The sequence below is a fragment of the Pseudomonas sp. H2_A10 genome (assembly GCF_054680085.1).
The window spans coordinates 501,778-517,232 of the sequence record NZ_CP162821.1 but is presented as its reverse complement, the minus strand read 5'-3'; the positions used below and the strand labels follow the sequence as shown (position 1 = coordinate 517,232).

General features: G+C 61.1%; 11 protein-coding genes. 9 read left to right on the top strand and 2 right to left on the bottom strand.

Annotated features, from left to right (window positions below; all coding sequences use genetic code 11):
- Nucleotides 1–72: 72 nt before the first annotated feature.
- A complete protein-coding gene (gene typA, locus AB4O23_RS02345; protein WP_460150383.1) occupies nucleotides 73–1,893 on the top strand; it encodes a translational GTPase TypA in 1,821 nt (606 codons plus the stop codon).
- Nucleotides 1,894–2,086: 193 nt separating this feature from the next.
- Here typA and AB4O23_RS02340 read toward each other — a convergent pair whose 3' ends face one another.
- Nucleotides 2,087–2,521: a YkgJ family cysteine cluster protein gene (locus AB4O23_RS02340; protein WP_068935359.1), complete on the bottom strand. Its 435-nt coding sequence runs from the start codon at nucleotides 2,519–2,521 to the stop codon at nucleotides 2,087–2,089.
- 226 nt (nucleotides 2,522–2,747) lie between these two features.
- On the opposite strand from AB4O23_RS02340, the gene AB4O23_RS02335 reads away from it, so the two are divergent.
- The 6 genes from AB4O23_RS02335 to AB4O23_RS02310 all read left to right on the top strand — a co-directional run bounded on the left by AB4O23_RS02335 (nucleotide 2,748) and on the right by AB4O23_RS02310 (nucleotide 12,374).
- Nucleotides 2,748–5,198, top strand: coding sequence for a glycogen/starch/alpha-glucan phosphorylase (locus AB4O23_RS02335; RefSeq protein ID WP_017529541.1), 2,451 nt, complete (start codon nucleotides 2,748–2,750; stop codon nucleotides 5,196–5,198).
- Nucleotides 5,199–5,355: 157 nt separating this feature from the next.
- Nucleotides 5,356–8,871 carry a DUF2339 domain-containing protein gene (locus tag AB4O23_RS02330; RefSeq protein WP_217855703.1) on the top strand — a complete coding sequence of 1,172 codons (3,516 nt, stop codon included), beginning with the start codon at nucleotides 5,356–5,358 and terminating at the stop codon, nucleotides 8,869–8,871.
- Nucleotides 8,871–10,223 carry a DUF3999 domain-containing protein gene (locus AB4O23_RS02325; RefSeq protein WP_026067401.1) on the top strand — a complete coding sequence of 451 codons (1,353 nt, stop codon included), beginning with the start codon at nucleotides 8,871–8,873 and terminating at the stop codon, nucleotides 10,221–10,223. The genes AB4O23_RS02330 and AB4O23_RS02325 overlap by 1 nt, the downstream gene beginning before the upstream one ends.
- 109 nt (nucleotides 10,224–10,332) lie before the next feature.
- Nucleotides 10,333–11,343, top strand: a complete 1,011-nt coding sequence (locus tag AB4O23_RS02320) for a class 1 fructose-bisphosphatase (RefSeq protein WP_003171139.1) — start codon at nucleotides 10,333–10,335, stop codon at nucleotides 11,341–11,343.
- Nucleotides 11,344–11,519: 176 nt separating this feature from the next.
- Nucleotides 11,520–11,774 (top strand): hypothetical protein, encoded by a 255-nt coding sequence (locus AB4O23_RS02315; protein WP_003171143.1) that lies wholly within the window; start codon nucleotides 11,520–11,522, stop codon nucleotides 11,772–11,774.
- Nucleotides 11,775–11,804: 30 nt separating this feature from the next.
- Nucleotides 11,805–12,374: a lipocalin family protein gene (locus tag AB4O23_RS02310; RefSeq protein WP_116078954.1), complete on the top strand. Its 570-nt coding sequence runs from the start codon at nucleotides 11,805–11,807 to the stop codon at nucleotides 12,372–12,374.
- A 53-nt stretch (nucleotides 12,375–12,427) separates the two neighbouring features.
- Here AB4O23_RS02310 and AB4O23_RS02305 read toward each other — a convergent pair whose 3' ends face one another.
- Entirely contained in the window at nucleotides 12,428–13,792 is a 1,365-nt protein-coding gene (locus AB4O23_RS02305) for a formimidoylglutamate deiminase (protein WP_460062010.1), read from the bottom strand.
- Between the two features lie 147 nt (nucleotides 13,793–13,939).
- Here AB4O23_RS02305 and hutC point away from each other — a divergent pair, with 147 nt between their 5' ends.
- Together hutC and AB4O23_RS02295 are read left to right on the top strand one after the other, a co-directional pair.
- Nucleotides 13,940–14,650, top strand: coding sequence for a histidine utilization repressor (gene hutC / locus AB4O23_RS02300; protein WP_223271435.1), 711 nt, complete (start codon nucleotides 13,940–13,942; stop codon nucleotides 14,648–14,650).
- A complete protein-coding gene (locus tag AB4O23_RS02295) occupies nucleotides 14,647–15,207 on the top strand; it encodes a HutD/Ves family protein (RefSeq protein ID WP_460062008.1) in 561 nt (186 codons plus the stop codon). Before hutC ends, AB4O23_RS02295 begins: the two co-directional genes overlap by 4 nt.
- Nucleotides 15,208–15,455 lie beyond the last annotated feature (248 nt).

Sequence of the window (15,455 nt, the reverse complement as noted above, 5' to 3'; positions counted from 1 at the left end):
CAAGGCCTGACTCTACTGTAAATCGCTGCCACGACCTGTCAGCACACCGAATCCTCTGATCGAGATACACAAGTGATCGAAAATCTACGTAACATCGCCATCATTGCTCACGTTGACCATGGTAAAACCACCCTGGTAGACAAACTCCTGCGTCAATCCGGCACCCTGGAGCGCAACGAGCTCAACGACGAGCGCGTGATGGACTCCAACGACCAGGAAAAAGAGCGCGGTATTACCATCCTGGCAAAAAACACCGCTATCAACTGGAACGGCTACCACATCAACATCGTGGATACCCCGGGCCACGCCGACTTCGGCGGCGAAGTAGAACGCGTAATGTCGATGGTCGACTCCGTTCTGCTGCTGGTTGACGCTCAAGACGGCCCTATGCCGCAAACCCGTTTTGTGACCAAGAAGGCTTTCGAAGCCGGCCTGCGTCCGATCGTGTGCATCAACAAGGTTGACCGTCCAGGCGCGCGTCCGGACTGGGTTCTGGACCAGATCTTCGACCTGTTCGACAACCTGGGCGCCACCGAAGAGCAGCTGGACTTCAAGGTCGTCTACGCCTCGGCCCTGAACGGCATTGCCGGTCTTGACCACACCGACATGGCTGAAGACATGACCCCGCTGTACCAGTCGATCGTCGACAACGTACCGGCGCCGAAAGTTGACCGTGAAGGTCCGTTCCAGATGCAGATCTCGGCACTGGACTACAACAGCTTCCTGGGTGTTATCGGCGCTGGCCGTATCGCTCGCGGCAGCGTCAAGCCGAACACCCCGGTTGTGGCTATCGGCGCCGACGGCAAGAAGCGTAACGGTCGTATCCTGAAGCTGATGGGTCACCACGGCCTGCACCGCATCGACGTCGAAGAAGCCTTCGCCGGCGACATCGTGTGCGTCAGCGGTATGGACTCGCTGTTCATCTCCGACACCCTGTGCCAGCCGGACAACGTCGAGGCGATGAAGCCTCTGACCGTTGACGAGCCAACCGTTTCCATGACCTTCCAGGTAAACGACTCGCCGTTCTGCGGTAAAGAAGGCAAGTTCGTGACCTCCCGTAACATCAAGGAGCGTCTGGACAAAGAGCTGCTGTACAACGTTGCACTGCGCGTTGAAGAAGGCGACTCGGCTGACAAGTTCAAGGTTTCCGGCCGTGGTGAGCTGCACCTCTCGGTACTGATCGAAACCATGCGTCGCGAAGGCTTCGAAATGGGCGTTGGTCGTCCTGAAGTGATCATCCGTCAGGTTGACGGCGTGAAGCAGGAACCGTTCGAAAACGTGACCATCGACACCCCTGAAGAATCCCAGGGCAAGGTCATGGAAGAGATGGGCCTGCGTAAGGGCGACCTGACCAACATGGTGCCGGATGGCAAGGGCCGTGTACGTCTGGAATACAACATCCCTGCTCGCGGTCTGATCGGTTTCCGTAACCAGTTCCTGACCCTGACCAACGGCGCCGGCATCCTGACCTCGATCTTCGATCGCTACGACACCATGAAGTCCGGCGACATGTCCGGCCGTCAGAACGGTGTTCTGGTATCGGTAGAAACCGGCAAGGCACTGACCTACTCCCTGGAAACCCTCCAGGCGCGTGGCAAGCTGTTCGTTGAACACGGTCAAGAGATCTACAACGGTCAGATCGTTGGTCTGAACAGCCGTGACAACGACATGGGCGTCAACCCAACCAAAGGCAAGAAGCTCGACAACATGCGTGCTTCGGGTAAAGACGAAACCATCGCCCTGGTCCCACCTGTTCGCTTCACCCTGGAACAGGCCCTGGAATTCATCCAGGACGACGAGCTGTGCGAAGTTACGCCTAAGTCGATCCGTCTGCGTAAGAAGATCCTGGACGAAGGCGAGCGTACCCGCGCTGCCAAGAAAGCCAAGAACTGAGTTAACTCAGGCTGAATGAAAAACGCCCCCGGTCGAAAGGCCGGGGGCGTTTTTTTGTGCCTGCAGAATTTGGGGTGCCTGTACTGGCGTTATCGGGAGCAAGCCCCCTCCCACTTTTTGGTTTGTGAACATAGTCAAAGGTGGGAGGGGGCTTGCCCACGATGAGGCCCTTGAAAGCCCCAAAAAACCTGGATCAGAACTTGTCGAGGGTCTTGAGCTTGGTCTCGCGCACCACTTCCTTGGGCTTGTACGCACAGTACCCCGGCCGCGGCCCGATCTTCGGGTGGTTGCGGCAAGTGTCCGGGCGCTTGTCATAAATGGTGCAAAAGCGCGTCTTACGATCCAGGTACAGGCAATCGTTGTTGCTCATGCGCTGCAGGGTAAAAATTTCCGACTTGGAATTGAAGCGCTCGACAATGCCTTCCTTCTGCAAGCGCTTGGCGATGTTCTTCGGCGGATCGCCGCGCTCGAATTCATCGACGATGCCAATGCGGATCAGGTCCTTGATCTTCACTTCGACCGGCAGCGTGCAGCAGCTGGACACACAACCGCCACACATGTGCGCGGAATATTTTTGCCAGGTCTCAAGACGGTCGAGTTCCGCGGCTGCGATCAGTTGGGGCTTCATCAGGGTTCCAGGGTGAGGCGATATCAGGGCGCGCGATCATACCGGGATTGGTGGTTTTTTGAACAATCTTTTCAAGATTTCATCTGTGGCCATGATTGGGCACGGCCCCTGCATCTAATTCACGCAACGATGAATGAGTTAAAAAACTGACGAACCAGAGCGTCTGCCATCTGTCAGACCGTCTAGGCTCTAGCAACTCCTTCTATCTCGCCCGAGGTCGCATTTGATGTCTCAGGAACCACTTGCACGAGAAGCAGAGGTAGCCGCATTTCGCGATGCCGTCTTGACCAAACTCACCTACGCGGTGGGCAAGGACCCGGATCACGCCTTCGACCATGACTGGTTCGAAGCCATTGCCCTGGCCGCCCGCGACCAGATGGTCGACCACTGGATGGACCATACCCGGCGGATTTACCGCAAAGGTCAGAAGCGGGTCTATTACCTGTCCCTGGAATTCCTGATCGGCCGCTTGCTCTACGACAGCCTGAGTAATCTGGGGGTGTTGGAGATCGCTCGCGATGCGCTGGCGGAGCTGGGCGTCGACCTGGAACGCATCCGCCTGCTGGAGCCCGACGCGGCGCTGGGCAACGGTGGTCTGGGCCGCCTGGCGGCGTGCTTTATGGAAAGCATGTCGACCCTGGGCATTGCCGGCCACGGCTATGGCATTCGGTATGAACATGGCTTGTTCCGCCAGGCGATTGTCGATGGCTGGCAACAGGAGCAAACCGAACGCTGGCTGGATTTCGGCAACCCGTGGGAATTCGAGCGCGCCGAGGTGATTTACCCGATCGGCTTTGGCGGCAGCGTCGAAACCGTGGCGGACGCCTCCGGCAAGATGATCCAGGTGTGGTCGCCCAACGAAACCGTACGTGCCGTGGCCTACGACACCCCGGTGGTCGGCTGGCGTGGCGCCAGCGTCAACACCCTGCGCCTGTGGCGGGCACGGGCGGTGGAAGACTTGCACCTGGAGCGCTTCAACGCCGGTGACCACCTGGGCGCCGTGGCGGAAGTGGCCCGCGCCGAAAGCATCTCCCGCGTGCTTTACCCGGCCGACAGCACCGAAGCGGGGCAGGAACTGCGCCTGCGCCAGGAATATTTCTTCGTTTCCGCCTCCCTGCAAGACCTGCTGCGCCGTCACAAGAACATGCATGGCTCGGTGCTCAGCCTGGGCGAACACGCAGCAATCCAACTCAACGACACCCACCCGTCCATCGCCGTGGCCGAGTTGATGCGGCAACTGGTCGACCTGCATGACATTCCCTGGGAAGCCGCGTGGGACGTCACCGTCGAAACGCTTTCCTACACCAACCACACGCTGCTACCCGAGGCATTGGAAACCTGGCCGGTAGGCTTGATGGAGCGCATGCTGCCCCGGCATATGCAGATCATTTACCTGATCAACGCCCAGCACATTGACTCGCTGCGGGCCAAGGGCATTCACGACTTCGACGTCCTGCGCGCCGTATCGCTGATCGAAGAGGACAACGGCCGCCGCGTGCGCATGGGTAACCTGGCGTTCCTCGGCTCCCACAGCGTTAACGGTGTATCCGGCCTGCACACCCAATTGATGCGCAGCACGGTGTTTTCAGAACTGCACAAACTCTACCCGGAGCGCATCAACAACAAAACCAACGGCATCACCTTCCGCCGCTGGCTGTACCAGGCCAACCCCAAACTCACCGCCATGCTGGTGGATGCCCTGGGGCCGGATATCCTCGACAACATCGAAACCCGGCTGGGCGAGCTGGAAACCTTTGCCGAGAAGCAGGCGTTCCGCAAGGCCTTCGCTGACCAGCGCCTGCACAGTAAGCGAGCATTGGCCGATATCATCCATGAGCGCCTGGGCATTTCGGTGAACCCGGCAGCGATGTTCGATGTGCAGGTCAAACGGATCCACGAATACAAGCGTCAACTGCTCAACCTGCTGCACACCGTGGCGCTGTACCAGGCGATCCGTGCCGAGCCGGGCACCGACTGGGTGCCACGGGTGAAGATCTTCGCGGGCAAGGCGGCGGCCAGTTATCACCAGGCCAAGCTGATCATCAAGCTGACCAACGACATCGCCCGCACCGTCAACAACGACCCGACCGTGCGCGGCTTGCTCAAAGTGGTGTTCCTGCCCAACTACAACGTGAGCCTCGCGGAAAGCATCATTCCGGCGGCGGACTTGTCGGAGCAGATATCCACGGCCGGTTTCGAGGCGTCGGGCACCAGCAACATGAAATTCGGCCTCAACGGCGCGCTGACCATCGGCACCATGGACGGTGCCAACGTGGAGATGCACGAGCGCGTGGGCGCCGAGCACATGTTTATCTTCGGCCTCAGTGCCCAGCAGGTCGAGGCGCGCAAGCATGCCGGCGAATTCAATGCCGGGCCGGACATCGCCGCCTCGCATCGCCTCAACGATGTGCTGCAAGCGATCCGTGGCGGGGTGTTTTCGCCGGATGATCCGGGCCGCTACGTGGGCTTGATCGACGGGCTGATCGACTATGACCGCTTCCTGGTCTGCGCCGACTTCGACTCCTACTGGGACGCCCAGGCCAAGGTCGAAGCGCATTGGCACGATTCCAAGGCATGGTGGCGTTCGGCGGTGCTCAATACGGCGCGGATGGGCTGGTTCTCTTCGGACCGCACGATCCGCGAATACGCTACCGAGATCTGGAAAGCGCTCGACTAAACCGCGCAGATCCAAATGTGGGAGGGGGCTTGCTCCCGATAGCGGAGTGTCAGTTTGCAGATATGTGGACTGGTACCCTGCTATCGGGAGCAAGCCCCCTCCCACATTGGGTTCACGTCGATATACTGAGCGCCGGTTTGCTTAGGGAATATCGACCATGCAATGGATTTTCATGCTGATTGGCCTGGTGCTCGGCTGGACGCTCGATGAGTCGTTCTATGATGCGGGCATCGGTGCGCTGCTGGGGTTGGGCATCGGCCAGGCGATTCGCCTGTCGAAGCTGGCGACCCAGGCGCAGCAGCAGGCACGTCAGTTGGAAACCACGCAAAAGGCGCTGATCGCCCTGGGTGAACGCCTGCGGCAACTCGAAGTGCCCACGCCGTCGAGCACCGTCATTTTTGAAGCGCCTGCTCCTGAACCGACACCTGTCGCCAAGGCACCCGAGCTGGTGTGGGAACTGCCTGCCGAATTGGCGCCTGCCGCCAGGGTCGCCGAACCGAGCCAACCGTTGCCGGATGATGTCTGGGCGCCTGCGCCGACGCCACGTCCACCTCAAGAACCGGTCGCGCCGCGCGGCCCCAACCTGATCGAGCGCGCCATTGGCGGCGCGCGCAATTGGCTGTTTGGGGGCAACACCGTGCTGCGGGTCGGGGTGGTGCTGTTGTTCCTCGGCCTGGCGTTCCTGTTGCGCTATGCCACTGAAGGCATGGTGGTGCCGATCGAACTGCGTTACGCCGGCGTGGCCGCTGCCGCACTCGCCCTGTTGGGCCTGGGCTGGTGGTTGCGGCTGCGTAACAGCAACTACGGCTTGATGCTGCAAGGCACCGGTATCGCGGTGTTGTACCTCACAGTATTTGCGGCGATGCGCCTGCACCCGCTGATTGATCCTGGTGCGGCCCTGGGCATGCTGGTGGCGGTCACGGTGTTCTCGGCGATCCTGGCGATCACCCAGGACGCGCTGGGGTTGGCCTGCGCGGCGGCGCTCGGGGGTTTTGCGGCACCGATTCTCACATCCACCGGCGCCGGTAACCATGTGGCGCTGTTCAGCTATTTCGCCCTGCTCAATACCGGCATCCTCGCTATTGCCTGGTTCAAGGCCTGGCGCTTGCTCAACCTGATCGGCTTTGTCGGCACCTTCGGCATCGGCTTCGCCTGGGGCATGCGTTCCTACACGCCGGAACTGCTGTGGAGCACCGAGCCGTTCCTGATGCTGTTTTTCCTGATGTACCTGGCCATCGGCCTGTTGTTCGCCCGGCGCAAGTTGCAGGAAATGGGCGAGGCGCCAGAGGAGCGTGAGGCGTTGCTGCGCTGGTCGGCGGCCAAAGGCGATTATGTCGACGGCAGCATGCTGTTCGGCCCGCCACTGGTGGGCTTTGGTTTGCAGTTCGCGTTGGTACAACACCTGGAGTTCGCCGCAGCGTTCAGCGCACTCGGCCTGGGCATTATCTATATGGGCCTGGCGCGTGTGTTGAGCGGTGGGCGGGCCTTGCTACTGGCCGAAACCTGCCTGGCGTTGGGTGTGATCTTTGCCAGCCTGGCGATTGCGCTGGGTCTCGATGCGCGCTGGACCGCTGCGGCCTGGGCGGTGGAAGGCGCGGGGATCTTCTGGCTGGGGCTGCGTCAGCAACGACCGTTGGCGCGGGCCTTTGGGTTACTGCTGCAACTGGGCTCGGCGCTGGCGTTCCTCAGCGAACTGCGTATCGGCGAGCACACCTTGCTCGACGGCGCGCCGCTGGGTGCGTTGCTGCTGGGCGCGGCGTTGTTGTTCAGCTTCCTTCAGTTGCGCCAGGCGCCGAGCGAGCAGGCGGCGGCCTGGGAGCGCCGTGGCCTGCCGGTACTGGCGAGCCTGGGCCTGGGCTTTTTGTACCTGCTGGCGCCGTTGCTGCTGCTGACCCAAGGCACCGCTGTCAGCTGGGCCATCGCCGGCTTGGTGACGCTGCTTGTTGGCCTGCGCATTGGCTCGCGCACCTTCCTGTTTACCGCGTTCGCCGTGCAGTTGCTGGGTGGCGCGTTGTTTCTGCTGCGATTGCAGGGCGGTGAGGGCGAGGCGGTGTTCAATGCCGGTTGGAGTGGTTTGCTCACCGCCTCGCTGATCGGCCTGGCTTTGATCGGCGGCATGCTGCTGGCGGCGCGCGACGACATGGTGCGCAGTGATGTGCGTCTGTTGCGTGGCCTTTCGGTGGTGTTGCTGGCCGGCCTGGTGTTGATCAACCTCGCCGTGCTGTTCGTGCTGCCGTGGGAAAGCGCCAGTGGCGTCTGGGCGGCCAGTGGTTTGTTGATCATCTGGCTGAGCCTGTACCTGCAACAGCGCGTGAGTTTTGTATTTGGTTTGCTGCTGCAACTGATCGGTGGTGGCTCCTTCCTGCTGGCGGTGCCGGACTTGCTGGGGCCGTTGACGAGCGAAGGTCTGCGCCCCTTGGCTCACAGCGGCTTCTGGACGCCGATGGTACTCGGCCTGGCCGCTCTGGTCGGTGCCTGGCGCTTGCAGCGCGAACCACATGCGCCGGTGTTTGCTCAGTTGCAACTGCAACGCCTATCCGATGTGTTGCTGGTGTGGGGCGCGGCCTGGTGGACGATGGCGCTGACCGGCGAAGTGCTGCGTTTTGTTCCCGACGAGTTGCAGGGCGCCTTCCTGCTCGGGATCGCGGCCGTCAGCGTGGCGATCTGGACGCTGCTGGCGACACGCCTGCGCTGGGTGTCGCTGGGTAGGCTCTGCACCCTGTTGATGCCGGCGGCGGGCATTGTGCTGCTGGCCTCGGCGCACACCTATTACCACCCGGCGGCGCAGTACGGTTGGTTGGCGTGGCTGGCGGTGTTTGTGGTGCATTTTGTCTCGCTGCGGCGCTTGGCGGCGGTGGCGCCGGGCAGGGCGCTGAGCATCGCCCATGTATTGGGCTGCTGGATGCTGATCGGCATGCTGGCGCTGGAATTGCGCTACGGCTTGCTGCGCTTTTCCGCCGAATACAACGCCTGGCGCTGGTTGGGCTGGGCGATCCTGCCAAGCCTCTACCTGGTGCTGGCCGCCGCGCCGCGCAACTGGCCGTGGCCGGTGTCGGCGTATCCACGGGAATATCGCGTGCTTGCGGCACTGCCGTTGGCCGTGTTGATGCTCGGTTGGTTCTGGCTGGCGAACAGCTTCAGCGACGGCACGGCCAACCCGTTGCCCTATGTGCCATTGCTTAACCCGCTGGACCTGGGCCTGTTGTTCGCCTTGCTGGGGGTGTACGTGTGGTCGCGCAGTGTGGCGCCGCAACGCGGACCACGGGCCGAGTTGCTCGCCCAGGGCGTTGCGGGGCTTTCACTGTTTGCGTTCTTCACCGCGCTGGTGATGCGCACCTCCCACCATTGGGGCGCCGTCCCCTTCCAGTTGGACGCGTTGCTCGAATCGATGTTGGTGCAGGCCGGCCTGTCGATTGTCTGGACCCTGATCGCCCTCGGCCTGATGATCGGTGGCCACCTGCGTCATCGGCGCGAGGTGTGGCTGATCGGCGCGGCGTTGATTGCCGTGGTGGTGGCCAAGTTGTTTTTTGTCGAGCTGAGCAACCGTGGCGGCTTGGCGCGAATCGTGTCGTTTATCGGCGTGGGCGGGCTGTTGCTGGTGGTGGGCTACTTCGCGCCGCTGCCGCCCAAGCGTGTCGAACCTGTGCTGCAAACTCAAGGAGCATCCTCTTGATCGGTAAGTTGAGCGTCGCCGTGGTCGGCATGAGTGCGGTGTTGTCGGCCTGGGCCCAGGAAGCCCCGACGGATTTCGCCAGCCAGGTGCCGTTGAGCGTCAGCGGTAACGGCCCATGGTATCGCCTCGAACTGCCGTTGGCCGTGCAATTGAATGCGCGTCAGGCGGACCTCAGTGATGTGCGCGTATTCAACGCCGCCGGTGAGCCCCAGGCGTATGCGCTGTCGCGACAGGCCTCCCAGCGCACGGAAAGCCGCCACGTCGTCGACGTGAAGTGGTTCCCGCTTTACGCTGCCGACACCCGCCAAACCCTGCCCGGCGTGGTGATGAAAACCACCCCTGAGGGCACGCTGGTGGAAATCAAACCATCCGCCGCCACTAAACCCGGCAAACAGGTGCTGCGCGGCTGGGTGCTTGACGCCAGCGCGATCAAGGCGCCGTTGCAGCAACTGAGCCTGGACTGGAGCCGCGAGCAAGACGGTTTCCAGCGTTTCAGCATTGAAGCCAGTGATGACCTGCAGCACTGGGAATCCTGGGGCGATGGGCAAGTGGCGCGCTTGTCGTTCGCCGACGAGCGGGTCGAGCAACATGACGTCAGCCTGCCGGGGCAATCGGCGCGTTACCTGCGCCTGGTGTGGCAAGGTCAGGCGGCGCCGCTGCTGACCTCGGCCAAACTGGCAAGTGCTACCAGCAGCAACTTGCCGCTGCCGCTGGTGTGGTCGCAGCCTTTGGCCGGTACGCGACTCAAGGCCGGCGAATACAGTTGGCAACTGCCCACGGGGCTGAGTGTGGAACGCTTGCGTATTGAGCTGAAGCAGCCCAACACGCTCGCGCCGGTGATGTTGGCGGGGCGAAGTGATGCCAGGCAAGCGTGGCAGCCCTTGAGCAATGGTTTGCTGTACCGCCTGGCCCAGAACGGCCAGGACGTGGTGCAGGATGAATTGCAGTTACCGGGCCAGGTGGTCAACCAGCTCAAGCTGCAGGTGGACGAGCGCGGCGGTGGCCTGGGCACTGAAGCACCGGCGCTGCGTTTTGCCGTGCGCACCACCCAACTGGTGTTCCTGGCGCGAGGGGAGCCACCGTTCAGCCTGGCGCTGGGCAATGCTTCGGTGAAGGCCGCGAACCTGCCGCTGTCGACCCTTATCCCGGACTACAGCTTCGAGCGTCTCAAGGCGCTGGGGCAAGCCAAAATAGCCGGGGAGGTTGCGGTTGCGCCGCCTGCGGTTACGGCGGCTGTGGAGAGTGGGCCGAACTGGAAAAAGCTCGGGCTCTGGGCCGTATTATTGCTCGGCGTGGCCGCGCTGGGCGCCATGGCCTACAGTTTGCTGCGCAAGCCGCCGGTGGCACGTTAAATAAAGTCCATGAACTCTATTGGGTTTTAATCCTCTGATAGGAGGAAATACGCCCCGACTCGCGTTAAACTGCGCGGGTTTTCAAGCCCCCCATTCTTCGGAGCCTTACATGTCCCGCGTTACCTTGAGTCGCTATTTGATTGAGCAGACCCGCAGCAACAACACGCCTGCCGATCTGCGCTTCCTTATCGAAGTGGTGGCGCGTGCTTGCAAGGAAATCAGCCACGCCGTGTCCAAAGGCGCACTGGGTGGTGTCCTGGGCAGCATGGGCACCGAAAACGTGCAGGGCGAAGTGCAGAAGAAGCTCGACGTACTCTCCAACGAGATCCTGCTCGAAGCCAACGAATGGGGTGGCCACCTGGCCGGCATGGCGTCCGAAGAAATGGACAATGCCTACCAGATCCCCGGCAAGTACCCCAAAGGCGCCTACCTGCTGGTATTCGACCCGCTGGACGGCTCGTCCAACATCGACATCAACGCACCGGTCGGCACCATCTTCTCCGTGCTGCGTTGCCCGAACGAATACCTGAGCCAGAATGAAGCCCTGAACGAAAAGGCGTTCCTGCAGCCGGGTACCGAGCAGGTGGCTGCCGGCTACGCGATCTACGGCCCGCAGACCATGCTGGTGCTGACCCTGGGTGACGGCGTCAAAGGCTTCACCCTGGACCGTGAAATGGGCAGCTTCGTACTGACCCACGAAGACATCACCATTCCTGCCTCTACGCAGGAATTCGCGATCAACATGTCCAACCAGCGCCACTGGGAAGAACCGGTCAAGCGCTATGTCAACGAGTTGATGGAAGGCGAAGAAGGCCCGTTGAAGAAGAACTTCAACATGCGCTGGGTAGCTGCGATGGTGGCTGACGTGCACCGTATCCTCACCCGTGGTGGCCTGTTCATGTACCCGCGCGACAGCCGCGAGCCGTCCAAACCGGGCAAGCTGCGCCTGATGTACGAAGCCAACCCGATGTCATTCCTGGTTGAGCAGGCGGGCGGCGCGTCCACCGACGGCCACCAGCGCATCCTCGACATCCAGCCTGAAGGCCTGCACCAGCGGGTGGCGGTGTTCCTGGGTTCCAAGGAAGAAGTTGAGCGTGTGACGGCTTATCACAAGAAGTAAGCCGTTGTGACAAGTGATCGGCGTAAATGTGAGCCGGTTCACCCTTAAAGAAGCCCCGAAACGTTTCAGCGTTTTCGGGGCTTTTTTGTTTTTGCGCCTCGGGAACCAGACACCTGTTTTCCCTTCTAAGCTTCTGGCAGATACCCACGCTGCTTTGTCCCTCCAGGAGTTATTCCATGTCGTTACGCCGTCTTGCCCTGCTGACTTTCTGCGTGCTGTTGGCCGCCTGCAGCAAGGTCAATCAAGAGAATTATGCGAAGTTGTCGGCCGGAATGCCCAAGGCTGAGGTCGAGTCGTTGCTGGGTAAGCCAACCGACTGCTCCGGCGCACTGGGTATGTCCAGTTGCACGTGGGGCGATAAAACCAGCTTTATCAGCGTTCAATATGCCGGTGACAAAGTTCTGATGTTTTCCGGGCAAGGCCTGAAGTAAACCGGGGCGAGAGCCTGCGGGAGAAGAAGAATGATGCGTTTTGTTGTGTTCCTTTGCGCCAGCCTGTTTTTGGCGGGCTGCGCCAGCCATTCTGGCGATGATTTGCAACCCAAGACCGCCGGTAGCGTCAACCTCAAGCGTTACCAGGGCACCTGGTATGAGTTGGCCCGACTGCCGATGTACTTCCAGCGCAATTGTGCGCAGTCCGAAGCCCGTTACACCTTGCTGCCCGATGGCGACATGTCGGTATTCAACCGCTGCTTGACGACCGAATGGCAGTGGGAAGAAGCCAAGGGCACCGCGACGCCGCAAGTGCCTGGTAAAACGGACAAGCTCTGGGTGGAATTCAATAACTGGTTTACCGCGCTGTTGCCGGGCGTCGCCAAGGGCGATTACTGGGTGCTGTACGTCAGCGATGACTACAAGACCGCCATCGTCGGCAGCCCGAGCCGGCGCTACATGTGGATTCTATCGCGCACGCCAACGGTGAGCGCCGATACCCGCGAAGACCTGCTGAGCAGGGCGCGGCAGCAGGGGTACGACACCACGCGGTTGATCTGGCGTACGTCGGATAAGCAGATGGCCAAGACGTCGCAGTAACCCAGCATCACGCAAATCAAACGGTGGGAGGGGGCTTGCCCCCTCCCACCTGTTTAACCGAGTAAATCCTTCAGTACCTGCGTAAATGCGCGGTTGCTTTCTTCCTCGCCGGCATGGCGCCCATCGCGCACCACCCACTTGCCGTTCACCAGGACATCGCGCACTTGCCGATCGCCACCGGCGAACAGCCAGCGATTGAGAATCCCATCCTCGCTGGCCGTTGCCAGGTATGGATCGTTACCGTCCAGCACAATCCAATCCGCGCGTTTACCCACTTCCAACCGACCAATCGGCTGCCCTAGTGCCCGCGCGCCGCCATCCAGCGCGGCATCGAACAGCGTCCGCCCGACCATCGCTTGATCGTTACGATACAAACGGTTGCGCCGTTGATCGCGCAGGCGCTGGCCGTATTCGAGCCAGCGCAATTCCTCTACCACACTCAGCGATACATGACTGTCGGAGCCAATGCCCAGGCGCCCGCCCTGGGCGAGAAAATCCACCGCCGGGAAAATCCCATCGCCCAGGTTGGCTTCGGTGGTCAGGCACAGGCCGGCAATCGCGCGGCTCCTGGCCATGCGTGTGACCTCGTCGGCATCGGCATGGGTGGCGTGCACCAGGCACCAACGCTCATCCACCTCGACGTTGTCATACAGCCATTGCAGGGGGCGCTTGCCGCTCCAGGTCAGGCAGTCGTCGACTTCTTTTTGCTGTTCGGCGATGTGGATGTGCACCGGGCACGCTTTGTCACTGGCAGCCAGCACTTCCTCGATCTGTTGTGGCGTGACTGCGCGCAGGGAGTGGAAACACAGGCCCAGTTGCTGCGCCGGTTGCGCCGCGAGGATCGGCTGCAAGCGCGCCTGCAAGTCCAGATAATGTTCGGTGCTGTTGATAAACCGCCGCTGGCCTTCATTCGGTGCCTGGCCACCAAATCCGGAGTGGGTATAGAGCACCGGCAGCAACGTCAGCCCCATCCCACTGCTGGCCGCCGCCTGGCTGATCTGGCGCGACAGCTCCGTGCGGTCGGCATACGGCTGGCCGCTGACATCGTGATGCACATAGTGAAACTCGGCCACCGAGGTGTAGCCAGCCTTGAGCATCTCGATATACAGCTGGCGCGCGATGATCTGCAATTGCTCCGGGCTGATCTTGCCAACCATGCGGTACATCAGCTCGCGCCAGGTCCAGAAGCTGTCATTCGGGTTGCCGGCCACTTCGGCCAAGCCTGCCATGGCGCGCTGGAAAGCATGGGAATGCAGGTTAGGCATGCCCGCCAAAACCGGGCCTCTCAACCGTTCGGCGGCAGCGGAACTGGCATTGGCCGTGACCTGTGTCAGTCGCCCGTCGGCGCTGACTTCAAGGCGTACATCGTTGGCCCATCCACTAGGCAGCAGCGCGCGTTCGGCAAAAAAAGCGGACATGATCAGAACACTCCGGTCGTGTGTTTATTTGTATATACATATACAGACGTTTGCCTGCTCGGTAAACTCCGGCAATCTATGCATCTTTTCCCTCTGCAAGGATTCCCTGTGCCGACTCCGCCCGCCAACTCTTCGCTGGCTGCCCACATGGACGAAAGTCCGGCGCCCTTGTATGCCCGCGTCAAACAAATGATCAGCCAGCAGATCCTCAACGGCAACTGGCCGCCGCATTATCGCGTGCCGTCGGAGAGTGAACTGGTCAGCCAACTGGGCTTCAGCCGCATGACCATCAACCGCGCCCTGCGCGAGCTCACCGCCGAAGGTTTGCTGGTGCGCATGCAAGGCGTCGGCACGTTTGTCGCCGAGCCCAAGAGCCAGTCGGCGCTGTTCGAGGTGCACAACATTGCCGATGAAATCGCCTCCCGTGGTCATCGGCATACCTGCCAAGTCATTCATCTGGGCGAAGAAGCGGCCGGTTCCGAGCGCGCTGTTGCCCTGGAAATGCGCGAAGGCGGGCGGGTGTTTCATTCGCTGATCGTGCATTTCGAAAATGACATTCCCGTGCAAATCGAAGACCGTTTCGTCAACGCCCTGGTCGCTCCGGAATATTTGCAGCAAGACTTCACCCAGCAAACGCCCTATGCCTACCTGAACCAGGTTGCACCGCTGACGGAAGGTGAGCACGTCGTCGAAGCGATTCTTGCCGACGCTGACGAGTGCAAGCTGCTGCAAATCGAACCCACCGAACCCTGCCTGTTGATTCGCCGCCGCACGTGGTCGGGTCGCCAGCCGGTGACCGCCGCACGGCTGATCCATCCCGGCTCTCGTCACAGCCTCGAAGGACGTTTCAGCAAATGAGTGCGGTAAAGGTCTGGCGCGCTGCCGATTACGTAAGCATGCCGTGGAAAAACGGCGGCGGCAGCACCGAAGAAATCGCCCGTGACGCCGGCACCGGCCTGGATGGCTTTGGCTGGCGCCTGTCGATTGCCGATATTGGCGAGTCGGGCGGTTTTTCCACGTTTGCCGGTTATCAGCGCGTGATTACCGTTATCCAGGGTGCCGGCATGGTGTTGACCGTGGACGCAGAAGAGCAGCGCGACCTGTTACCGCTGCAGCCGTTCGCATTCAAGGGCGACAGCCAAGTGTCGTGCCGCCTGATCACCGGGCCGATCCGCGATTTCAACCTGATCTATTCGCCCCAGCGTTACCACGCGCGCTTGCAGTGGGTTGACGGCGTGCAGCGGTTTTTCAGTACGGCGCAGACGGTGTTGGTGTTCAGCGTGGCGGATGAGGTGAAGGTGCTGGGCGAGAAGCTGGGCCATCACGATTGCCTGCAGGTTGACGGTGACAACGAGCTGCTGGACGTCTGCGTCACTGGCCGCTGCTGCATCATCGAACTGACCCCGCGCGGGTAAAAAATGTGGGAGGGGGCTTGCCCTCGATTGCGGTACGTCAGTGCCGAGTGGACTGACTGATACACCGCTATCGGGAGCAAGCCCCCTTCCACATTTGTTTTGTGTCGTTCCTAAAAACTGTTTCCAACCCGCGCACCAATTTGTTACCGAATGCCCCAGCGTGACGCAATGTCATGCGGTCATCACACATTCCCTTCGCCGCAAAACCCTTCCCTAAGAAATTTCATCAAGCCCCGAAGCCTTAATTT